The organism is Caballeronia sp. GAFFF2 (genome assembly GCF_023631485.1).
Classification (GTDB): Bacteria; Pseudomonadota; Gammaproteobacteria; order Burkholderiales; family Burkholderiaceae; genus Caballeronia.
Map to the genome: position 1 here is coordinate 1 of NZ_JALQDA010000030.1, position 20,560 is coordinate 20,560.

Consider the following 20,560-nt stretch of genomic DNA (forward strand, 5'->3'; position numbering starts at 1 on the left):
GTAGTCGGGAAGTACACGTGGTGAATGCGTTGTCCGGAATCGCAAAGCAACTGCTCCGTGCGCAACTGGACGAGTTCCAGATGGGGAGCGAGAGCCTGCCATTCCTGAGTCGGAAGTGCGGCCAGCAGATGGTTGCCATGCAGATCGGATTGAAGGGTCAACATTTTTTATTCGCTTTATAAGAGCGCTTTCGCGCCGTACTTTATCTGGTCCGCTCGCAGGTTTCGTGAGCGCATCTGGTGGCGTACATCGAAACATGTGGGGCCAGCCCCGTGAGCCTTGCATCGCCGCTTCGTGCCGTCACCGGCTACAGTGATGTTCGTGCTTTGTCGTACATAAGCGAGAGACGTGCCAGGAAGTGTCCGATCTATGTCCGATAAGGCATAGACGGCGATGCACGGAAGATGCGCGGCCGGCGGCCAAGCGCGCGATGCATTTTTGATTCAATTCTGAACATTTGCTGAAGGGGCGCAAATGGCAGGGCACGACCGGCCGAAATGGCTTTCGTCTGTGGGATGCCTTGCCTGGCTTAGGTTTCCGGCGCGTTTCACCTTATCAAACGTAGATTGCGCGCGATGCAAACGTGCCTGGAAGCACGCGTCAGCGGGAACGGCCAAAAATGTTGCAAACCTGTTCATTCCGCGAAGGCGCGAGTCGCGGAGCACGAGCAAGAATGCGGCCAGTAGCCCGGTGAGGCGCGCTCGGCGCGACTTCGACCGTTTGCCTAGCGGGTTGTGAACGATGCCAGGCGGCCCGCAAGCGAAATTGCTGAAAGTGTTGCATCGCGCACAAGAGCGCTGCGGCTCTTCGGGGATATCGGCAAAAAGTGTTCAAGACTGAACCACTTTTGGAGAGAGCAAGGTTTTGTCGAAGCGCGAAGGTCCAATCGGCATCGCGCGTCCATGTTGCTCACTCCATCAGTTCGCCTTCGAGAACCGATGCCAGAATCATCGCGTAGGCGTTGCGTGGCGCGGTGCGCCGACTCGGCCGATACACCGCGTCGCCGATCAGTACCGGCTGACCGCTCATTGCGCAGACGCCGGTAGTGCGTGCATGCGAGACGCGCCACATTTGATCGCCATAACAGCAGTGCGTGGAATCGCGCCACGCGATGATCGCCGTCGTCGACGAAGGACGTTCGATCAGGCTGATCGACAACCCGCGCTTTTCCAGCAGATCGCTTTTGGTCAGACGCTCGGGCGGCTTCTTCAAGATGCCGCTCAAACTCGCGTCTTCTGTTTTCACGCCCAGCATGAAAATGGTCCGTGCCCACGGGTCCATGATCTTCGCGCTTGCCTGCATGGTCTGACTCCTCAAAAATGGATGAACCTGCTCGATTAAGAATTTGCAAATGGCGTATGAAACGTCAGACCAGAGCGCGCGTCTTCACGCGCCCGCTGATGACGTGGCGCTGACCGTTCGCTTGAATGTCGAGGTGTGACGAGGCTGAAAACGAATACCGCACGAAAGCGCGATATCGATGATGTGCTGCGATAAGAAGAGCAGTTCTCGCGCCTGTTCGATGCACCGCACCGAATGACGTGCGCGCTTCGCGATGCGGTGACGCGCATCGCCGCTGCCTGAAGTTTGCTGGAAGAGAATCATGGCGAATCCGTTCGTTTCCTTGAGGCTTGCCGGCTCGGTCGGAAGACCGGAACCCATGCATCAAAGTTAATCAAACGGACCCGCTGCGACTAGCCGTACCTTGGGTTGCCGGCGTCGCTGAAAGGTTTGGACAACCTATAAAGGTTTAGTGTGGTTGATGCTCAGGTGCGCTGCACGCGCGACGGCGTGGTCGCGGACGCGGATGGCTTCACGCCGAGCGCTTCGGCCTTGAGCACGAAGTCGGCGAGCGAGCGCGACTCCATCTTCTTCATCGCCGCACCGCGATGAATCTTCACCGTGATCTCGCTCAGGTTCATCTCGGCGGCGATCTGCTTGTTCATCAGACCACTCGCGACGAATGCCATCACCTCGCGTTCACGCGGCGTAAGGCGAGCGTAGCAGCGGCGCAAGTCCGCCACGGAGCGGTCTTCGTTGCGCCGCACTTCGTCTTTCGCGAGCGCGTTCGCCACGGCGTCGAGCATGTCCTGGTCGCGGAACGGCTTGGCGAGAAAGTCGATGGCGCCGCCTTTCATCGCCTTCACCGACATGGCGATATCGCCGTGCGCCGTGATGAAGATGATCGGCACGGACAGGTCGCCCGCCGCAATCTGCTCCTGCACGGCAAGCCCGCTCTGTCCTTTGAGGCGCACGTCGAGAATGAGGCAGCTCGGAACGTCCGGCATGTCGAAGGCCATGAACTCCTGCGCGGACGCGAACGCCTGCACCTGCAGGCCGACCGAGCGCAGCAGCATGGTGAGCGCGGTGCGCATGGAGTCGTCGTCGTCGACCACGTAGGCGATCGACTGGCTCGCGCCTTCCTCAGTTTCGTGGCTCACTGCATGTCTCCTCTTCGAGCGGCAAGACGAACTGCATCGACGCGCCCTGACCTTCCTGCGATTCGGCCCAGATGCGGCCGCCGTGTGCCTCGACGATGGATCGGCAGATCGACAGCCCCATGCCCATGCCATCTTTCTTGGTGCTGAAGAACGGGTTGAAGAGCGAGCCCGCATCTTTCTCGCTGATGCCAATGCCCGAATCTTCGACCGAAAGCTGCGCGTGACGCTCGTCCGCGAGCCGGGTGGCGACGCGCATGACGCGCTTGCGTCCGCTCACGCCGGACATGGCCTGCACGCCGTTCATCAGCAGATTGATGACGACTTGCTGAAGCTGCACGCGGTCGCCGCAAACCACTGGCGCGGGCTCGGCAAAAGTAGCGGAAAGCTCGACGCGCTGGCTTTGCAATTCGCGCCGCACGAGTTCGACCGATTCTCTCACGATCATATTCAGATCGACCAGCGCGGGTTGCGGATCGCGCTTTTGCGCCATGGAACGAATCTGGCGAATGATGTCCGTCGCGCGCTTGGCGTCGCTCGTCATCTGACTGATCGACTCGACCGCCTCGTGCACATTCGGCGGCTGACGGTTGAGCCAGCGCAACGCGGCGTCGCCCGCGGTTACGATGGCGGCGAGCGGCTGCGTGACTTCGTGCGCAATCGACGCGGCCATCTCACCGAGCGTCGTCACGCGCGTGACATGCGCGAGTTCCGAGCGCGAGCGGTCGAGCGCCTGTTCCGCGCGCTTGCGTTCCTCGATGTCGGTGTTCACGCCATACCAGCGCACGAGATTGCCTTCGGAATCGCGCAGCGGCGCGGCACCGATGTGCATCCAGCGAAACACGCCGTCGCCGCGCCGGATGCGCGCCGTCACTTCGAAGCCGCTGCTGGTGGCGAGCGCCTCGCGCCACGCGGCTTGCAACGCGGCGAAGTCTTCCGCATGCACGATCTCCTGCCAGATGTCGTGGCCGTCGTCCGCGAGCTTCACGCCGTACTCGTTCCAGCGGCGGTTGAGATAAATGAGGCGGCCATCGTTCGATGAACTCCACACCATGCCGGGAATGGCGTCGATGGTCGCGCGCAGTTCGTTCTTCTGGCGCAATAGCTCGCCTTCCATGCGCTTGGCGTCGGTGATGTCGTTGTTCGTCGCGAGAATGGCGAGCGGCTTGCCCCATTTGTCGCGCGAAAGCGTCCAGCGGCTCGACACGACCACCGTCTCGCCGCTTTTCTTCACGCGCTTGAGTTCGCCTTGCCAGTTCCCACGCGTAAGCGTTTCGCGGCGAATGTCGTCGACGGGCATGGCCGCATCCGTCTGCGTGAGTCCGTGAATGGGCTGGCCGATAGCCTGCTCGGAAGTCCATCCGTACAGCCGTTCCGCGCCCTGATTCCAGAAAGTGATGCGGTCGTCCATGTCGTACACGACCACCGCGTCGTGCGTGAGATTGAGCAGTTCGACCTGCTTGCGCAAGGTGGCGGTGCTCGTCTGATTGCGCAGCGCGAGAAACGACACGGTCAGAATGGCGATGAGACTCACACCGCAACGCGCGATGGAACTGCCAGGGTCCTGCGCGTTGTGCGAGAGCATGAAGCCGAGCACCGTCGCCGCGACGCAGGCCCACGCGACTGCAATCGTGACAGGCCGCGATGCGACCGAAGCCACGAGCAGCACCACTACGACATACAGCACGGCAATGGCGATATCGAGCGGCGTGAATGCGTCGATGAGAAACACCGCGAGGCCGACTACCGTGGCCATCGCCTTGAGGGTGGTGGGATTGCCGAGGAAAGACTGCTCGGCTGCCTGATCGAGCTTCATCGCGGCCTCATTGCGGAAAGCGGCCGCTCATTCATGCTCGATGGCCCGAGTAACGGACTGCCCAGATTCACATTGCGCGGATCTTTCATAGGACGAGAGAGCCTGAGCCCGGAAAGCGGGCCACTTCAAGGATGAGCGCCAGCGCCGCTGGCCCGGATGTCGTCGAGACAGTGCATTACCTGTGCGCCGTCGACAGGCTTGCCGAGCACGCACAGCGCGCCAACGTCCAGCGCCTGTTTGCGCATGGCGTCCGAAGCGAACGCGGAGATGAAGATGATAGGTGGCGCGACGCCGCGATCGACGAGTCTGCGGTACATCTCCACGCCCGAGATGCCTGGCATCTGGACATCCGAAATGATACACGCGACATCCGCGATCGAACCCGAATTCAGGAACGCTTCGCCGGAGTCGTAGAGCCGAACCTCCCAGCCAAGCGAGCGAACCAGGCTTGAGGTCGCGATGCGGACGGATTCGTCATCGTCGATGATCGAAACGACTGGGTTATTGAACACGCAACAAAGTCCTCGGGCCTAGTGTGCGGTGGCGGCGATAAACCAGGCGGCGGGCCGTCGACCGTGATGCCATGTTAAGTAAAAGCATCGGACGTGAGAATCATATTTATGTATGAGACGAAGCCAGTCTAATACCTTCGTATGAGCCGTTTAACCTTGCGTCTCATACCGCTTCATACGCGCGGCCTAACCATTCGGCGCAGGCAACGACGCCGTGCCGACTACTCATGCAAAGGTTTAGGCGCGTCATCTCTAACGGCCGCATGAGCGAACGCACGTAGGGATAGGCTCACCGCGCATCCGGACATAAAGTTACTCCAAGGTCGCAGCAACGAAAGCCTCACCGCTCAAGCAGACGACCTCATCGTATGCGAAGCCAGTGAATCGGCTTCCTAAGTAATGCCATCTGTCCATTACGTCATTCGGCTCCACACGGAAACGCCGAGCCTTTAAAGGAGTATCACAATGAACAAGTTTCTCGTCAGTCTCGCTTTCGCAGTCAGCGCCGTTGCCGCTCCCGCCATGTCGTATGCGCAGTCGAATCAGCCGGTGACGCGCGCCGAAGTGCGCGCCGATCTCGTGCGCCTGGAGAAGGCCGGGTACAAGCCCGCAGTGAACGACGACGCAACCTACCCCGCAGACATCCAGGCAGCCGAAGCCAAGGTCGCGGCGAGCTACGCGGCCACGCACGGCACGAGCGATGTAGGCGGCGTGGCATTGACCGGTGCGTCCGCCAGCGGCTCGAAGGTGTCCGCCGCTTCCAGAAACTGCGTCGGCCCCGCGGACTACTGCGTGCCGTATTTCGGCAGCTAAAGCCAAGCGGTCCGGCGCCGGTCACTGCGGCATGCCGGACCGCACACGCGTACTGAATGCCACTCGGAGTTCCACATGAAAAACCTGTTGCTCTCTGCCGCGATGTTCGCGGTATCCGCCGCTTTTCTCACCTCGGCGCCCGTCATGGCGCAAGGCGAAAAGCCCGTGAAGAACATCGTGCTCGTGCACGGCGCCTGGGTCGACGGTTCCGGCTGGCAGCCGGTCTACGACATTCTGAAGAAGGACGGCTACCACGTCAGTATCGTGCAGGAGCCGCTGACTTCGCTCGATGACGACGTCGCCGCCACCAAGCGCGTGCTCGACTTGCAGCACGGACCGACGATCCTCGTCGGACACAGTTATGGCGGTTCGGTGATCACCGAGGCAGGCGAGCATCCGGATGTGGTCGGACTCGTGTACGTGGCCGCGCATGCGCCCAATGTCGGCGAGGACGAAAGCACGCTCGGCAAGGGCAAGCCGAGCTTCACCTCGAAGCAGGCCGGCGCGATCGAGAAGACAAGCGACGGTTATACGTTCCTGAATCCTTCCGCGTTTCCCAAGGACTTTGCCGCCGATCTTTCTTCAAAGGAAGCGACCTTCGAAGCGCATTCGCAAATGCTGACCGCAGCGAAAGTCTTCTCGGAGCCGCTCACGTCCGCTGCGTGGACCACGAAGCCGAGCTGGGGCATCGTCGCGGGCGCGGACAAGATCATCAATCCGGATCTGGAGCGCTGGTACTACGAGCGCGCGCATAGCCACATGACCGTGATTCCGGGCGCGAGCCACTCGGTGTACGAATCGCAGCCGGTTAAGGTGGCCGCAGTGATCGAGGACGCCGCGAAGCACGCGCAATAACCTGCAATAACGCGACCTTGGATAGACGAGACATCGACACTTCAAAGGTGCCGATGTCTTTTGCATGGCGTACGAGCCGCGACTGTGCAGGATTCAGGCGCGGTTTTTCTTCTGCTGTTAAATTAGGGGCCAGCCAAACCACCGATCGAGAGAATCCGATGGCTGAACAACCCGCATCCCCAATACGCCCGCTCATTCTTATCGCTATCGTCGTGGCCGTCGTGGTCGCCGCGTTCGCGTACACCGCCGGCTGGCTGTCGCCTACGCGACTCACGCCTGCGAAGATCGTCAATAGCCTCGCGCCACCGGGCGGACCCGCGCTCGGCTTCAGACGCAACCATGCGAAGGGCGTCTGCTTCACTGGCAACTTCGAGTCGAATGGCGGCGCGGCTTCGCTATCCAAGGCGCAGCTTTTCGCGCCTGGCAATTACCCCGTGACCGGCCGATTCAACCTTGCGACGCCCGACCCGAAGACCGCCGATTCATCGGCGCGCGTGCGCGGACTGAGCTTGCGAATCGTCATGCCGGACCACAGCGAGTGGCGCTCCGCGATGATCGACGCGCCCTTCTTCCCCGTCGCCACGCCGGAAGCGTTCTATGAACTGCAGCGCGCATCCGCCCGCAAGGACGATCCCGACGCGATGAAGCAGTTCGCCGCCGCGCATCCGGAGATCGGCGCATTCGGCAAATGGGCGTCGAGCGCGCCGTTCACCGGCTCCTTCGCGGACGATCAGTACAACAGCCTCAATAGCTTCGTCTTCACGGACGCCTCCGGGCAAGACCGCGTCGTGCGCTGGTCGTTCGTGCCGGTGGCCAAGCCCGAGACCTTGACGGGCGATCAGTTGAAGCAGAAAGGCGCGAACTTTCTCGATGCCGACATCACGCAGCGCGTGCAGAGCGGGCCGCAACGCTGGACCATGGTCGTGACGGTGGCCAATCCCGGCGACCCCACGGCGGACCCGAGCAAGGCGTGGCCGGACGATCGCCAGAAGGTCGAAGCGGGCACGCTGGTCGTCACCGCGATCGAGGCCGAGCCGGATGGCCCATGCCGCGATCTGAATTTCGATCCGGTGGTGCTTCCGCCCGGCATGCACGTTTCCGACGATCCGTTCCCTGCCGCGCGTTCGGCTGCCTATTCGGTGTCGTTCAACCGGAGGACCGCCGAGGACAAGGACTATCCGCATCAACCGGCGCAAGGAGCGAATCAATGAGCACGATCCACACACGCTTCTCGCCCCTGCAACGCGCGCTGCACTGGCTCATGGCGATTTGCATTCTGGCAATGCTGTTCATCGGCGTCGGCATGGTGTCCACCGTGCGGCCCGACTATCTCACGCTGGTGTCGATCCACAAGCCGCTCGGCGTGACGATTCTCGTGCTCGCGCTGATCCGGCTGGTCGTGCGGCTCGTGCGCGGCGCGCCGCCGTTGCCCGCCAATATGCCGGAGCCGATGAAGCTCGCCGCCCACCTCTCGCATCTCGCGTTTTATGCGCTGATGATCGGCTTGCCGCTCATCGGCTATGGCATGTTGTCGGCGGCGGATTATCCGGTCGTGGTGTTCGGCGTGCGATTGCCCTCCATTCTTCCGCATAGCAACTCGCTGCATTCGCTGCTTTGGGACGCGCACAAGTACCTGGCGCTTTGCTTCTTCGCGCTGATCGTCGTGCATCTCGCGGCGGCGCTGTTTCATGCGCTCGTGCGGCGCGACGGCGTGTTTCAGGCAATGGCGCCGTGGAGCGATCGCTGACGCGTACACAGGCGGCGCTTCTGTATGATGGCGGGCCACCATCATTCGAGGATTCATCGCCATGAGCGCAGCATCGCAATTCGATCAGGTTTCCGTCATCAAGCGCGCGAACGTTTATTTCGATGGCAAGTGCGTCTCGCATACGGTGCTTTTCGCCGACGGCTCGAAGAAGACGCTTGGCGTGATTCTGCCCGGCACGCTCGACTTCGGCACCGATGCGCCGGAACTGATGGAAGTGCAGGCGGGCCAATGCCGTATCCGTCTGCAAGGTAGCGACGAATGGAAGACCTACGGCGCTGGCGAGTCTTTCTCGGTGCCGGGAAAGAGCCGCTTCGATATAGAAGTGGTCGAGACGCTGGATTATGTTTGCAGTTATCTTTGACCTGGTTTAGAGGCTAGAGGCGAAGCGGCTGATCCGGCGTGATTGGCCGTTTTTCTCGGCGCCTGCGGTCAGACAGCACCGATCATCGACCAGACGCTGAAGATGAGAATCGCGAGAGAGACTGCCGACGCTATCCAGCCGGCCATCGCGCTCGTTCCGCCGCGCAGCTTCAGTTGCTCTGCGCGCTCGCCCGGCAGCAACACCTCAGCCTTGATCCGTTCGACTGCTTTCTCGACATGCGCGCGATAAATCAAGTTGCCTGAAAAAGCCCACGCGAACATCAATGCATAACTCGACACCTCGCCAAGCGAATCGCTCATCAAGCCGAGCAGCAGGTTCAGAAACGTGCCGCCAACGAAGACCGCGACCGCCTGCCAGTACATCTTGCGATACGCAAACCATACGGGACCGCCAAAGAACGCCGCGACATTCCACGTCGGCTTAATGTTTCCATTTTTGTCCTTGGCTGACCACTTGCCCGCGTAATACTCCACGTTCTTTCCGACAAAAGCGGCCATATCCTTATCCAAGCCAGCCGCTGCCGCAGTCGTAACCGTTCCCTTGATGCCTTCGTTGTTATCGAATTCCATGTCTTGCTTTAGTTGCTGTTGCATCTGTCCGCATGGAAGCGGACTTGAATTGCCGAATGCGAACGACGTTTAGAACGCGTTTAATTCGGGCAGCAGACAATACACGCGCGACCCGCACTTGAAAAGTCAGGACGCGCGAGCCTTACAAAAGTTTGCGCTTGCTTGTCGCCGTGTTCAGGCGAGCTTCGAAGCCACACCGCTCACTGAAACACCACTGGCACCGGCCTCGTCAGCAAGTCCACGTACAGCTTGAAGAATCGATCATTATCGAACTTCGTGACATACGTGATCTTTTGCGGCGATGCCCCCGCAGCAGGCGTGTCCGGATACACCCGCACATGACCCTGATCCTCGCCGGGCGTCGTGTCGATATCCAGGTACGCGCTCTGCGTTTGCGTCGCGTAAGTTGCATCGCTGAAGTAAGCGATGGTCAGCGTGTCGTAGAGATCCGTGCTCGATGCGAACGCACCCGCATTCACGGTTGCATACGCCTTCGTCACGGCCGTCTGCCCGGTCGGCGGGTTGACGATCTGGTTGTAGATGCTCTCGGTCAACGGCACGGTGTTGGTCACATCGAGCGGAATGACGGTTTGCGGAATCGACGTCTGCAAGAGCGTGCGCACCGCGAGCGGATCGAACCACCAGTTGAGCTCGCCGACTGCATTGGCGTTGCCCGGCACGTTCATCGCGCCGCCCATGTAGACGATCTGCTTGATGAGCGGCACGATCTCCGGCGCCTTCTGCACCGCCGTCGCGAGATTGGTGGGCGGCCCGACTTCGAGAATCGTCACTTCATGCGGATAACGTTTGATCGTGTCGATGAGAAAGTCGGCGGCTGCTTGCGTCTGTAGCTTGGTCGAGGTTGCGAAGCCGTCCGGCGGCGCGGTGAGCTGCGCTTGCGAAGTCGGCTCGGGACGCGACCACGCGCCGAAGTATCCGTTCGGATTCGCGGCCTGCTGCGCGCGGATGCTCGTCACATCGTATTGCAGCGGATAATCCGCGCCGCCGTACACGCCGACCTTGTTCTGCACGCCCATGCGTTCGACGGCCTTCAACGCATCGGCTTCTTCTTGCAGCAACCAGTCGTTGCCCGTCACCACGCACAGGCCGAGCAGATTCACCTTGCCCTGTCCCATCAACTGCGTGGTCATGGCGAAGAGCTGGCCGTCGTCGCCCATGGTGTTGAAGTCGGAGTCGATCACGATCTTCGGCGCGTTCGTGTATGCGTTGTGGTCGTCGGATGAGCCGCCGCAAGCGGCAAGCACCGCGACGACACAAAGGGAAAGAGTCAAGCCTGCTGCAGTGCAACGTCGCATGATGCTGTCTCCGGATCGTTATATTCGAGTGATCACGTCATCGCGGACGGTGATTCATTCTACGACCGTTTAAGCAGATACGACTATGCTTCGATCGGCGAGCCGTCCTTGCGCACGAACCGGCCATCGGCGTTGGCACTCATCATGTCGATGTCGGAACACGTGGTGAGATCGGGCCACGCGCGCGAGCCGACTTCGAGATACACGGCCATTTCCCGCGACCGGTTGATCATGTGATGCCCGTTGCCCGTGCCCTTGGCGAACGCGGCGCAATCGCCCGCACGCAACATGGTTTCGCCTTCGTCTTCGATCAGCACGAGTTCGCCCTGCAGCACATATACGAACTCGTCCTCGTGCGAATGCCAGTGACGCTGACTCGACCAGCTTCCCGGCGGCAAGTGCATCAAATTCACGCCGAAGTCCGTCAAGCCGCCAGCATCGCCAAGACGCCGACGGATGCGCGCGGCGCATGGTTGATCGTAAGGCGGTGGATAGCCGGAGCCTTGGTGCTCGGGCACATTGGCAAGATCGATTTTCGGCATGATGCGGCTCGTTTTGGAAAGTCGCGGAAAAAGCGCTTGTGCAAGGGTGTAGAAAGAATACGCTACGATGCACGTTTTCTTCGCGCAAGCCCGCCGTATCTTCGTGACCGCTTCTGAATTCAAAGCCCTGGCGCGCGCATTCCTCGTTCGCCTTGCCGTCAAGCTTCGCCCGCATGCGCGTGTGCGCACGCTGCTGCTATTGCCCGCGCTTTTCGTGCTCTATGTGCTGGTGCTGATTCCCTTCACGCCCGGCATTCGCGACCTGCGCCGCGCGAAGGTGGATCAACCCGCGCAAATCTATTCCGCCGATGGCAAGCTGCTCGCCGAATTCAAGCCAACGCATCGCGAATGGGTGAGCCTCAAGGACGTCTCGCCGCAAGTGGTCGACGCGCTCATCGCCACTGAAGACAGGCGATTTCATGAGCATCATGGTATTGACTGGCGACGCACGGCATCGGCCGCGCTGCATACGTTCAAAGGCCAGAAACAAGGCGGTTCCACGCTTACGCAGCAGCTCGCGCGCAATCTTTATCCCGATGACATCGGCCGCTCGCAGACGCTCACGCGCAAAGTGAAGGAGGCCATCACCGCGTTCAAGATCGAAGCGGTCTATTCGAAGGAAGAGATTCTCGAAACGTATCTGAACACGGTGCCGTTCTTGTATAACGCGTATGGCATCGAGATGGCCGCACGCACTTACTTCGATAAATCCGCGAGCGAACTCGACGTGCTCGAAAGCGCGACGCTCATTGGCATGCTGAAGGGCAACAGCTACTACAACCCGGTGATCAACCCCGAACGCGCGCTCGACAGACGCAATATCGTGCTCGGGCAGATGGTGCGCTTCGGCCATCTCGCGCCTGCGAAGCTCGAAGCGTTGCAGAAGAAGCCGTTGCGCATCGACTTCGAACGTCAGACCGAGGAGCCGGGACGCGCGCCGCATTTCGCGCAACAGTTACGCAAGTGGCTGATCGCGTGGGCCGACGACAACGACTTCAACATCTATTCCGATGGTCTCGTCGTGCGCACGACGCTCGACTCGCGTTTGCAGACGATGGCCACGCAATCGCTTACGTGGCAAGGCAATCAGTTGCAGTCCATCGCCAATGCGGCTTGGGGCGGGCGCGGTGGCTGCGCGAATGCGAACGCGGACCTTGCACATGCGTTCATCCGCGAGACGAGCGAGTATCACGTGGCGCGCGATGGCGGAGCGAACGACGCCGACGTCATCAAGAGCCTTAGCGCGAATCGCACGTTCATGCAGGCGTTATGCGAGAACAAGACGCGCGTGCAGGCCGGCTTTTTAGCGCTAGATCCGCGCAACGGGCAGATCAAGGCGTGGGTCGGCAGCCGCGACTTCACGCAAGACCCGTTCGATCATGTGCAACAGGCGCGCCGTCAGCCGGGCTCGACATTCAAGCCGTTCGTGTACGGCGCGGCCTTCGCGCGCGGCTCGAAGCCCACGGATACGATCATCGATCAGGCGGTGGAGATTCCCATCAAGGGCGAGGAAACCTGGCGTCCCACCGACGATTCGCCGCCAAGCGGCCGGCCGGTGAGTCTGCGCGACGGCATCGCGTATTCGAAGAACCGCATCACCGCGCAACTGATGCAGCAGGTGGGCCCGGCGCGCGTGGCGCGACTCGCGCGCGACATGGGCGTGCGCGAAAGTCATCTCGACGTGGTGCCTTCGCTTGCGCTCGGCACGAGTCCGGTGACGCTCAAGGAGATGGTGGCGGCTTACGGCACCATTGCCAACGACGGCAACTACATGGAGCCGCTGCTCGTGACGCGCATCGAGAACAAGGATGGCGAGGTGCTCGCGCAATTCGAAAGCAAGCCGGAACGCGCGCTGTCGGTCGATGCCACGCGCAAGCTCGTCGACGTCATGCGCGATGTCATCAATCGCGGCACGGGCACGCTGATCCGCACGCGCTTCGGCATTCGCGGCGACGTCGCGGGAAAGACCGGCACGACGCAAGACAACGCGGACGGCTGGTTCATCCTGATGCAGCCGCAACTCGTGGCGGGCGCTTGGGTCGGCTTCAACGACAGCCGCGTGACCTTGCGTAGCGATTACTGGGGACAAGGCGCACATAGCGCATTGCCGATGATCGGCGACTTCACGCAACGGGCGATGCGTTCGCATCTGATCGATGCCCGTGCACGCTTCGATACGCAGGAAGTGCCGGGCATGTGGGACATCATGGCGACGCGTGTGAAGACGTGGTTTGCCGAGACGTTTTCGAAAGCGCCGAAACCCGCGCAGACGCCTCAGCACGCACCGCGCGCGCGTCGTTCACCCGTCACGCGTACCGCGCCCGCTGCTGAAGTCACGGAAGAAAAAGCGCAGCCGCCCGTCTTCGACACATTGCCGCCGATACTTCCCGCGCCTGCGGAACCGGCCTCGCCGACACGTCAGGAATAAGGTTAGCAAACGTTTTCTAAAGTTTCCTTGTACCGCTCCGTTAACTCGGATGTCTCCTGACATGACCGCGTGAATCATGGCGTCCGCCTCTCCGGCGCAATTCTTGCCATATCGCACAGACGCGCTCGGGTCTTATCCTCAAGGAATTCTTGCAATGATGAAAACGTTGGTCGCGCTTGCGGCGGGTATCGCCGCGCTTTCCGCCCCTCTCGCGCACGCACGCGAAATCTATGGACAAGTCGGCACCGAAGGCGTGGGTATCGGCTATTCGGAACCGCTTGGCACGCGTGATAACGTGCGCGCCGAATTCAACGGCATCGCCTTCTCGCACAACTTCAATGCGGGCGGGCTGCATTACGACGGCACCGCGCACATCTATCACGGCGGTCTTTATCTCGACTTCTTTCCCGCACCGAACACGGTGGCCTTCCGCCTGACCGCTGGCGCGCTGATCGGCGGCGACAACGTGGACGCCGTCGCGACGAGCCCGACCGACACCTACACGTATCACGGCACGACCTACAACGTGGCCGGCGAGCAGATTCACGCGAAGGCGCGATTCCCGACCGTGCGCCCGTATGTCGGCATCGGCTTCGGTCACACGCCGGTGGCGCAGAAAGGCTTCTCCGCGTTCTTCGATGCAGGCGTGGCTTTTGGCCGTCCGCATGTTGATTACGACGTGCCCGCCGAAGTCGTCGCGATCACCGGTCAGGCTTTCGTCGATCAGGAAAAGCAGGACTTGCAGGACAAGGCCGACAAGTTGCGCTTTTATCCGATCGTCAAGGTCGGCGTGACGTATCGCTTCTAAGCGGCTTTCGCTTCAGATCCACAAGTCGTTCGGCACCGTGCGCTCGTTTCGCGAGTCGCCGGTGTTGACGACGCCGCGCGGCTCGATCAGCATGATCTTCACTTCGCGCGCGGCATGGGGTTTATGCTCGACGCCTTTCGGCACGATTCCCATCTCCCCTGCTCTGAGCACCATCTCGCCATCGCGAAAGTCGATGCGCAATTCGCCTTCCAGCACGATGAACGTCTCATCGGTATCGGCGTGCGCGTGCCACAGGAACTCGCCTTCCAGACGCGCGACCTTGAACTGATAGTCGTTCATCTCAGCGATCACGCGTTGCTGCCAGAAGCCGTCGATCAAACGCGCTTTTTTTAATGGATCGATGGCGGCGCGCTGGCCACGTGTAGCTTCGGCTGTCGCTGCGTGTGTTTGCATGATGCGGCTCCCTGACGATGAATTCGTTCAAGGCTACCGCTGTCACACCTAAAGGGTCTTGAACGATCGTGCAAGCTCTAACGCGTACTAACACAGGCCCGCCAACGCGCGGGCGGCATGCCGAAGGTGCGTGTGAATTGCCGCGTCATATGGCTTTGATCGGCGAAACCGGCGCTCGCGGCGACATCCGCCAACGATGCGCCCGTGAGCACGAGACGGCGCGCGACATCGAGACGGCGCATTGTCAGATAGCGGTAAGGGCTCGTGCCGAAAAAGAGCCTGAAATCGCGCGACAAGCTGTAGCGGTCGCGTCCCGTCGCGCGTTCGAGTTCCTCCATCGTGACGATACGATCGCAATTGGCGTGCAGAAAGTCCTTCGCCAGCACGGCGCTTGCGTAGTCGCCCGTGTCGCGCGAGGTGGTCACGCTCGCTGCTTGTGCCAGCGCGAATGCGAGTTCGGCGAGCGCATCGTTTTGTGCGAGCGGTTCGCGCAGCGTCTGTGCGAGCAGCGCTTCGGTGGCGGCGCTGACGCGCGCATCCATCGTCGTTCCACCGGCGATGAACGGCAACGCGCGACCGCCGAGCGCGGCCTGGATCATCGCGGGTTCGACATAGAGCATGCGATACCGAAAGCCATCGCCGGTGCCGGCGTGGCCGTCATGTGCTTCGTCGGGATGAAGCACCATCGTCTGGCCGGGCAAGCTGTGACGCAATTCGCGCCGGTAATTGAAGCTCTGCACGCCCGTCATGGTGCGGCCGATGGCATAGGTGTCGTGCCGATGCCAGCCGTATGCCTTGCCGCCGAAAAAGGCTTCGATCCGTTCGATGCCCGCCGATGATTCGGCATGGCGGACCCAGTCGGAATTCTGTGGAGCGGTGCGTCGGTTCATGGTTGCGGCATCGCGGAGACGATACGCAATGATATGCCCGAACGTGAAAAACGCCGCGCGAGACTGTTCGCGCGGCGCGTCGGCGCGATCAGCCGCCCAGTGCCGGATCGCTCAGGCTGTCCTTGCCCGTTTCGACGTGGCCCGCAAAGCGGCGCAGAAAGGCGCTGTCCGTGTCCACCTTGACCTCGATGTCGTACCAGCCGTGCGCGCTGCGCAAGTCGAGATACAGCTGCGCGGTGTCGCCGCCTCGCACACGCTTGGTGATGGTCTTCGCGGCATCGTAGGCATTCACGATACTGAAGGTGCACGCGCCCGAGCCCTTGTTTTCCAGCCTCAATTGCAGGTTGCCGTTAGCGACGTCGTAGCCTTCCGCGACTTCCGGCGCGGCGTCATCGTGCGACCACCAGCCGCCATGTTGCGCCTTCGCCTTGCCCGCGACACGGCGCAAGAAACCGTTCGGCCCATGCACGACGAAGTCGAAGCTGCCGTCCGCGTTTGCATCGATACGATCCGACAGGCGCTTGTGCGCTTCGACCGTGTAAGTGTGCGGCACAGCAGTACTGGCATTGCGATACAGCAAAAAGACCGCGCCTGCATCGCCCGTGTTGATGAAGTCGAACGACACCGCGCCCTTCGATGCATCCGGCTTCGAGCGCACGAACAATTCGTAAGGCAATGCACGCGACGGACGCACGCCGGGCTCTTGCACGGGCAATTTCTGATCGACGGGCGGCAGCGGCACGTAATCCGGATGACGCGCTTTGTCGGGCGGAACGTAAGAGGTCGTGGCAGGCAGCGTCGGCAGCTTGCTGTTGGGATTACGGAAGTCGAACGCGGAGGTCAGATCGCCGCAAATCGCCCGACGCCACGGCGAGATATTCGGCTCGGCCAGTCCATGCGCGCGGCCGAAGCGCTTCTGAATGAAGCGGATCACCGACGTGTGATCGAACGTCTCCGAACACACCCAACCGCCTCTGGACCACGGCGAGACGACGAGCATCGGCACGCGTGCGCCGAGGCCATACGGGCCGCTCGCATACTTCGCGCTGCCGGGGAAAATCTCGAGACTCGTATCGACAGTGGAAAGACCGTTCGCGTTCGATGAAGGCGGGAACGGCGGCACGATATGGTCGAAGAAACCATCGTTCTCGTCGTAGTTGATGAGCAGCGCCGTCTTGCTCCACACCTCCGGATTCGACGTCAGCACTTGCAGCACTTGATCGATGTACCACGCACCATAGTTCGCGGGCCAGTTCGGATGCTCGGAGAAGGCTTCGGGCGCGACGATCCACGAGACTTGCGGCAGCGAGCCGCTCTGCACGTCGTTTTTCAGAATGGAGAAATAGTCGTCGCCCGCGGCGGCATTCGTGCCGCGCCGCGCCTTTTCATAGAGCGGATTGCCGGGCTGCGCGTTCTGATATTGCGTGAAGTAGAGAAGCGAGTTGTCGCCGTAGTTGCCGATATAGGCGTCGTCGGTCCAGCCCCACGAACCTTTCGAATCCAGTCCCGTGCCCTGATCCTGATAGACCTTCCACGAGATGCCCGCACGTTCCAACACTTCGGGAAACGTGGACCAGCCGTAGCCCGCTTCTGCGTTATCGACCACCGGCCCGCCGCCCGTGCCGTCGTTGCCCACATAACCGGTCCACATGTAATAGCGATTCGGATCGGTGGATGTATTCGTCGAGCAGTGATACGCGTCGCAGATCGTGAAGGCGTCGGCGAGTTGATAGTGGAACGGAATGTCGTCGCGACGCAGATGCGCCATCGTCGTCGTGCCCTTGTACGGCACCCACTGATCGTAAAGACCGTTATGGAACGCGCCCTGTCCGCTTACCCAGTCATGCGGCAAGTCCTGCAGAAACTGCAAGCCGAGATTCGATGCGCCCGGATGAAACGGCAGCACTTCGCCCGCACCCGCCGCGATAGGCTGGTGATAAACCGGCTTGCCATTCGGCAGTGTGACGGCGGCTTTATCGCCGAATCCGCGCACGCCGCGCAAGGTTCCGAAGTAATGATCGAACGAGCGGTTCTCCTGCATCAACACGACGATATGCTCGATATCCTCGATCGAGCCATGTCGCTGATTCGCTGGAATGGCAAGCGCCTGGCGAATGCCGAGCGGCATTACGTTGAGCGCTGCCGCTGCGCCTGCGGCCTCCATCGCCGTGCGCAGAAATTCACGTCGGTTCTTCGTCATTTGAGTAGTGGGGAAGTAGAAGGGATGCTAGTCGACCGTATGGATCACCGGGGTTGCGAGCACTTCCGATGAAGCCCGCGCAATACCTCTTTGCTCGGCTTGCACCGGAGCACCGGACGTGGCTTGTTTCGCCCAGTCCTCGAGATCGCTCGTTGCGTTTGTCGTGGGCGCTTCGCTGCTGGCTGCTGAGACGGATGCCGGCGGCTTGATGTCGGTCGAGTTCGAATCGCCGCAGGCACTCAGGCCAACGATTGCGCAGGCGCAAATAGCGAAGCGCGCCACGCTGAAGTAGCGACGTGATGAAGTCGACATGATCTGGCTCCCGCAAAGCGCGTGAAGGTCTCACAGCGCCGGGAAGCTTATCGGTCGCTTATGTAAGCAATATGACGATTCTTTCCCGCATCATTCAGTTTCTCAAATGTAACCATGTCGATACATCTCGGCCATTTGGTAAATTGATTAGTTTTCCGAATTATTAATTACCGGATTTAACAGTTTCCAACTGATGATATGACCAAGCAAAAATGGCTGGTCGGTGACGGAATAATGCGTAAAAAATGTGACATCGGTTTACATCGAGTTCTGGAGGCAGTACTCTTTCGACCGCTGCAGGAGTTTCGGCAAGCCTTGCCGAAGCAGCGGAAAAATCGGTAAATCTTCAACAGCAAGATTGCTGTTTTGCAGTGCGGTACACGGGCGGGCTGCCATGACTGGCGGACTCCGCGCGTATCTCCTCGACCGTCTTGCACGACCTTCGACGAGCCTTTGAAGACATGCGCTTCACAGGCTGTCATCCGTCGGGCAGCGGCAGGCATGAGCCGCATCAGCACATACGTATTGCCGCCGCGGTTGCCCGCCAACGTTTATCCGTCTGGCGCAGGTCAGCCCCTTTTCAACTGCAGAAACGAATCGTTCGTTCTGCTAACGACCGTTCGCATCCCGTAGTAATGGGACATGTGGTTGGCGGTCGTCGAGGCATCCATACTGCCGCATGCAGCATCGGCAAGCGCCTTTTCGCGCATGGACGTCCATACTTTCATTAGTACGCCGAAATCTTATGAAGAAACTTACATCGCTTCCGGTTTTTCCTTACTTCGCCACGCCTAAGGCCACGGTAATCGCTGCAGCCGTCGCGACGAGCTTGTTGCTCGCGGCATGCGGCGGCAGCAGCGACAGCGCGGTGGATGCCGCCACGGGCAAGAGCGCGTCCGAGCTCAAAGCCACGTCGAAAGCCGCGAACAATGGTTCGATTTTCTACGGCATGAACGGCCACAACAACGGCGGCGGCGCCTACGACGCATCCAGCCCGCAGCAACAGTTGTCGCAATTGCAGGATTTGGGCGCGAAGATTTATCGCAACGAGGTGTACAACCAGGCATCCGCGACGAAGCTCGCCGGCATTGCAAAGACGATGGCCGACGGCGGCGTGACGGTGTATCCCGTGATGATGATGGGAATCGACTTCAACAGCGAAGACGACGCCTACAACGCCGCGTTCACGCTCGGCCAGCAAACGGCCAACGCGTATCACTACCCGTACTACGAGATCTCCAACGAACTCGAAGCCAATACGCTGAATGGCAACGTCGACGGCGTTTTCTGGCAGCAGTACAACAACCACCAGTATCAGGTTGCACGCGGTGTCATTCGCGGCCTGATTGCGGGCGTGCGCTCGGTGGATAGCGGCGGACAGATCGTGCTTGGCGGAACGTGGCTGCACTACTCGTTCTACCAGATGCTCGCGGACGGCTCGCAACCTGACGGCACATGGGGCCATCCAACGGTTAGCTGGGACATCACCGCATGGCACTGGTATTCGAATGAAGGCGACATCACGAACGCATGCGGCGGCACGGGCTGTCACGATGTGCTCGCCGTGCTTCACAACATGGGCAAACCGATCTGGATCAACGAGTTTGGCGTGCGTCCGAACTATGGCTCGGATCAGCAGATCGCGTCGTATCTGACGGGCAACGACATGATGGCGCAGTTCGTGAGCGTGGCGTCGAAGTACAACATCCAGTCGATCCAGGCGTACGAGCTATACGACGACAGCGAAGGCAACTACGGCATGCTGCAAGCGGACGGCAAGACGCAGAAGGACGCGTACTGGGCCTACCGGAGCTTCGTGCAGAGCAACCCGAGGTGATGCATAGAGCGGGCGGACCGCGCCGGCTTCAGAAGTCGGCCGGTCTGCCCGCGCCGAAACCCTTGTTCGCCCACGGCGGTGCACGGCCCACGCCGCCGTTGATACCGGCGGCGCGTGCAAGGATCGCCTTGGTGCCGGGCGTAACCGGCATGGTGTGCAGCAGGGGGATGTTGACCCAGCGCACCTCGTCGACGCCCTGCCCCGGATTCGTGAACAGCCGAGCATCCGCTGGAATGGCGACGCGAAAAACGTGGTGCAGATGCTGCGCGGATACGTGCTGCCACATAAAGGCCGCCGCGCTCGCCTCGGCGCCGGTTCCCTCGTGCAGTTCGCGAATCGCCGCGGCCATCACCAACTCGTTATGCCTTACTTCACCGCCCGGCAGATACCACGGGCCACCGCGTTGCCTGACGAGCAACACCGCGTCATGGCGAACCACCAGCACAGTTGCGCGAACCCTCATTGTCCCCGTCTCCCAGTCGTGATTTGCATGCTTGCTTTGGCCGCGCTCGTCTGAGAATGATTCCAGATTCGGCGGGCATCGTTTCTTTTAACGCAGAACGTGCATGCGATGCAATCCGTGACGCCGCTATGGCCGTCATATTGACCGAAAGTAACTTGATATGAGGCGTATTTGCCGGGTCTTGCCGCTTGTTATGC

The 20,560-nt window shown here is 60.8% G+C and carries 21 protein-coding genes and 1 pseudogene; 8 read left to right on the top strand and 14 right to left on the bottom strand.

Features of this window, described 5'->3' with window-relative positions; genetic code table 11:
• The 6 genes and pseudogenes from NCT04_RS22205 to NCT04_RS22230 all read right to left on the bottom strand — a co-directional run.
• Positions 1-164 (bottom strand): annotated as a pseudogene (locus NCT04_RS22205) (Crp/Fnr family transcriptional regulator); the annotation flags it as partial.
• A 745-nt stretch (positions 165-909) separates the two neighbouring features.
• The gene (locus NCT04_RS22210; protein WP_250467753.1) at positions 910-1,302 is read right to left on the bottom strand and encodes a DUF3331 domain-containing protein; all 393 of its coding nucleotides are present in this window, start codon (positions 1,300-1,302) and stop codon (positions 910-912) included.
• Between the two features lie 84 nt (positions 1,303-1,386).
• Positions 1,387-1,605, bottom strand: a complete 219-nt coding sequence (locus NCT04_RS22215) for a hypothetical protein (RefSeq protein ID WP_250467754.1) — start codon at positions 1,603-1,605, stop codon at positions 1,387-1,389.
• Positions 1,606-1,766: 161 nt separating this feature from the next.
• Positions 1,767-2,441, bottom strand: a complete 675-nt coding sequence (locus NCT04_RS22220; protein ID WP_309846378.1) for a response regulator transcription factor — start codon at positions 2,439-2,441, stop codon at positions 1,767-1,769.
• Positions 2,425-4,254, bottom strand: a complete 1,830-nt coding sequence (locus tag NCT04_RS22225) for a PAS domain-containing sensor histidine kinase (RefSeq protein ID WP_250467755.1) — start codon at positions 4,252-4,254, stop codon at positions 2,425-2,427. The genes NCT04_RS22220 and NCT04_RS22225 overlap by 17 nt, the downstream gene beginning before the upstream one ends.
• 125 nt (positions 4,255-4,379) lie before the next feature.
• Entirely contained in the window at positions 4,380-4,766 is a 387-nt protein-coding gene (locus NCT04_RS22230) for a response regulator transcription factor (protein WP_244831896.1), read from the bottom strand.
• A 465-nt stretch (positions 4,767-5,231) separates the two neighbouring features.
• Here NCT04_RS22230 and NCT04_RS22235 point away from each other — a divergent pair, with 465 nt between their 5' ends.
• From NCT04_RS22235 to ppnP, 5 genes are all read left to right on the top strand, one after another.
• Positions 5,232-5,579, top strand: a complete 348-nt coding sequence (locus tag NCT04_RS22235; RefSeq protein ID WP_244831897.1) for a DUF4148 domain-containing protein — start codon at positions 5,232-5,234, stop codon at positions 5,577-5,579.
• A gap of 75 nt (positions 5,580-5,654) precedes the next feature.
• A complete protein-coding gene (locus tag NCT04_RS22240; RefSeq protein ID WP_244831898.1) occupies positions 5,655-6,434 on the top strand; it encodes an alpha/beta hydrolase in 780 nt (259 codons plus the stop codon).
• A gap of 158 nt (positions 6,435-6,592) precedes the next feature.
• A complete protein-coding gene (locus NCT04_RS22245) occupies positions 6,593-7,645 on the top strand; it encodes a catalase family peroxidase (protein WP_250467756.1) in 1,053 nt (350 codons plus the stop codon).
• Entirely contained in the window at positions 7,642-8,181 is a 540-nt protein-coding gene (locus NCT04_RS22250; protein ID WP_244831899.1) for a cytochrome b, read from the top strand. Before NCT04_RS22245 ends, NCT04_RS22250 begins: the two co-directional genes overlap by 4 nt.
• 61 nt (positions 8,182-8,242) lie before the next feature.
• Positions 8,243-8,563, top strand: a complete 321-nt coding sequence (ppnP, locus tag NCT04_RS22255; RefSeq protein WP_250467757.1) for a pyrimidine/purine nucleoside phosphorylase — start codon at positions 8,243-8,245, stop codon at positions 8,561-8,563.
• Positions 8,564-8,631: 68 nt separating this feature from the next.
• Here ppnP and NCT04_RS22260 read toward each other — a convergent pair whose 3' ends face one another.
• The 3 genes from NCT04_RS22260 to NCT04_RS22270 form a co-directional block, all read right to left on the bottom strand.
• Entirely contained in the window at positions 8,632-9,177 is a 546-nt protein-coding gene (locus NCT04_RS22260; RefSeq protein ID WP_250467758.1) for a DUF2628 domain-containing protein, read from the bottom strand.
• Between the two features lie 176 nt (positions 9,178-9,353).
• Entirely contained in the window at positions 9,354-10,469 is a 1,116-nt protein-coding gene (locus NCT04_RS22265; protein ID WP_250467759.1) for a nucleoside hydrolase, read from the bottom strand.
• A gap of 83 nt (positions 10,470-10,552) precedes the next feature.
• The gene (locus tag NCT04_RS22270; RefSeq protein WP_244831903.1) at positions 10,553-11,011 is read right to left on the bottom strand and encodes a cupin domain-containing protein; all 459 of its coding nucleotides are present in this window, start codon (positions 11,009-11,011) and stop codon (positions 10,553-10,555) included.
• 67 nt (positions 11,012-11,078) lie between these two features.
• Here NCT04_RS22270 and NCT04_RS22275 point away from each other — a divergent pair, with 67 nt between their 5' ends.
• The gene (locus NCT04_RS22275) at positions 11,079-13,439 is read left to right on the top strand and encodes a penicillin-binding protein 1A (RefSeq protein WP_250467760.1); all 2,361 of its coding nucleotides are present in this window, start codon (positions 11,079-11,081) and stop codon (positions 13,437-13,439) included.
• 154 nt (positions 13,440-13,593) lie between these two features.
• Complete coding sequence (locus NCT04_RS22280; protein ID WP_244831905.1) at positions 13,594-14,247, top strand: hypothetical protein; 654 nt, start codon at positions 13,594-13,596, stop codon at positions 14,245-14,247.
• A 12-nt stretch (positions 14,248-14,259) separates the two neighbouring features.
• Here NCT04_RS22280 and NCT04_RS22285 read toward each other — a convergent pair whose 3' ends face one another.
• The 4 genes from NCT04_RS22285 to NCT04_RS22300 all read right to left on the bottom strand — a co-directional run bounded on the left by NCT04_RS22285 (position 14,260) and on the right by NCT04_RS22300 (position 18,063).
• Positions 14,260-14,661 carry a cupin domain-containing protein gene (locus NCT04_RS22285; RefSeq protein ID WP_244831906.1) on the bottom strand — a complete coding sequence of 134 codons (402 nt, stop codon included), beginning with the start codon at positions 14,659-14,661 and terminating at the stop codon, positions 14,260-14,262.
• A 77-nt stretch (positions 14,662-14,738) separates the two neighbouring features.
• Positions 14,739-15,551 (bottom strand): AraC family transcriptional regulator, encoded by an 813-nt coding sequence (locus tag NCT04_RS22290; protein ID WP_250467761.1) that lies wholly within the window; start codon positions 15,549-15,551, stop codon positions 14,739-14,741.
• Positions 15,552-15,639: 88 nt separating this feature from the next.
• Positions 15,640-17,751 carry a phosphocholine-specific phospholipase C gene (locus tag NCT04_RS22295; protein ID WP_250467762.1) on the bottom strand — a complete coding sequence of 704 codons (2,112 nt, stop codon included), beginning with the start codon at positions 17,749-17,751 and terminating at the stop codon, positions 15,640-15,642.
• Between the two features lie 27 nt (positions 17,752-17,778).
• Positions 17,779-18,063 (bottom strand): hypothetical protein, encoded by a 285-nt coding sequence (locus tag NCT04_RS22300; RefSeq protein ID WP_250467763.1) that lies wholly within the window; start codon positions 18,061-18,063, stop codon positions 17,779-17,781.
• A gap of 745 nt (positions 18,064-18,808) precedes the next feature.
• Between NCT04_RS22300 and NCT04_RS22305 the strand changes: the two genes are divergently transcribed.
• On the top strand, positions 18,809-19,900 hold the full coding sequence (locus tag NCT04_RS22305; protein ID WP_244831910.1) for a lipopolysaccharide biosynthesis protein: 1,092 nt from the start codon (positions 18,809-18,811) through the stop codon (positions 19,898-19,900).
• Positions 19,901-19,928: 28 nt separating this feature from the next.
• Here NCT04_RS22305 and NCT04_RS22310 read toward each other — a convergent pair whose 3' ends face one another.
• A complete protein-coding gene (locus NCT04_RS22310; protein ID WP_250467764.1) occupies positions 19,929-20,363 on the bottom strand; it encodes an NUDIX domain-containing protein in 435 nt (144 codons plus the stop codon).
• Positions 20,364-20,560 lie beyond the last annotated feature (197 nt).

What these genes read in the sequence shown, in the direction of transcription:
- NCT04_RS22300 (WP_250467763.1), bottom strand. Translation starts at nt 18,063, where the DNA reads ATGTCGACTTCATCACGTCGCTACTTCAGCGTGGCGCGCTTCGCTATT.
- ppnP (WP_250467757.1), top strand. Translation starts at nt 8,243, where the DNA reads ATGAGCGCAGCATCGCAATTCGATCAGGTTTCCGTCATCAAGCGCGCG.
- NCT04_RS22235 (WP_244831897.1), top strand. Translation starts at nt 5,232, where the DNA reads ATGAACAAGTTTCTCGTCAGTCTCGCTTTCGCAGTCAGCGCCGTTGCC.
- NCT04_RS22265 (WP_250467759.1), bottom strand. Translation starts at nt 10,469, where the DNA reads ATGCGACGTTGCACTGCAGCAGGCTTGACTCTTTCCCTTTGTGTCGTC.
- NCT04_RS22285 (WP_244831906.1), bottom strand. Translation starts at nt 14,661, where the DNA reads ATGCAAACACACGCAGCGACAGCCGAAGCTACACGTGGCCAGCGCGCC.
- NCT04_RS22275 (WP_250467760.1), top strand. Translation starts at nt 11,079, where the DNA reads ATGCACGTTTTCTTCGCGCAAGCCCGCCGTATCTTCGTGACCGCTTCT.
- NCT04_RS22310 (WP_250467764.1), bottom strand. Translation starts at nt 20,363, where the DNA reads ATGAGGGTTCGCGCAACTGTGCTGGTGGTTCGCCATGACGCGGTGTTG.
- NCT04_RS22305 (WP_244831910.1), top strand. Translation starts at nt 18,809, where the DNA reads ATGAAGAAACTTACATCGCTTCCGGTTTTTCCTTACTTCGCCACGCCT.
- NCT04_RS22290 (WP_250467761.1), bottom strand. Translation starts at nt 15,551, where the DNA reads ATGAACCGACGCACCGCTCCACAGAATTCCGACTGGGTCCGCCATGCC.
- NCT04_RS22295 (WP_250467762.1), bottom strand. Translation starts at nt 17,751, where the DNA reads ATGACGAAGAACCGACGTGAATTTCTGCGCACGGCGATGGAGGCCGCA.
- NCT04_RS22215 (WP_250467754.1), bottom strand. Translation starts at nt 1,605, where the DNA reads ATGATTCTCTTCCAGCAAACTTCAGGCAGCGGCGATGCGCGTCACCGC.
- NCT04_RS22260 (WP_250467758.1), bottom strand. Translation starts at nt 9,177, where the DNA reads ATGCAACAGCAACTAAAGCAAGACATGGAATTCGATAACAACGAAGGC.
- NCT04_RS22225 (WP_250467755.1), bottom strand. Translation starts at nt 4,254, where the DNA reads ATGAAGCTCGATCAGGCAGCCGAGCAGTCTTTCCTCGGCAATCCCACC.
- NCT04_RS22280 (WP_244831905.1), top strand. Translation starts at nt 13,594, where the DNA reads ATGATGAAAACGTTGGTCGCGCTTGCGGCGGGTATCGCCGCGCTTTCC.
- NCT04_RS22210 (WP_250467753.1), bottom strand. Translation starts at nt 1,302, where the DNA reads ATGCAGGCAAGCGCGAAGATCATGGACCCGTGGGCACGGACCATTTTC.
- NCT04_RS22250 (WP_244831899.1), top strand. Translation starts at nt 7,642, where the DNA reads ATGAGCACGATCCACACACGCTTCTCGCCCCTGCAACGCGCGCTGCAC.
- NCT04_RS22240 (WP_244831898.1), top strand. Translation starts at nt 5,655, where the DNA reads ATGAAAAACCTGTTGCTCTCTGCCGCGATGTTCGCGGTATCCGCCGCT.
- NCT04_RS22245 (WP_250467756.1), top strand. Translation starts at nt 6,593, where the DNA reads ATGGCTGAACAACCCGCATCCCCAATACGCCCGCTCATTCTTATCGCT.
- NCT04_RS22270 (WP_244831903.1), bottom strand. Translation starts at nt 11,011, where the DNA reads ATGCCGAAAATCGATCTTGCCAATGTGCCCGAGCACCAAGGCTCCGGC.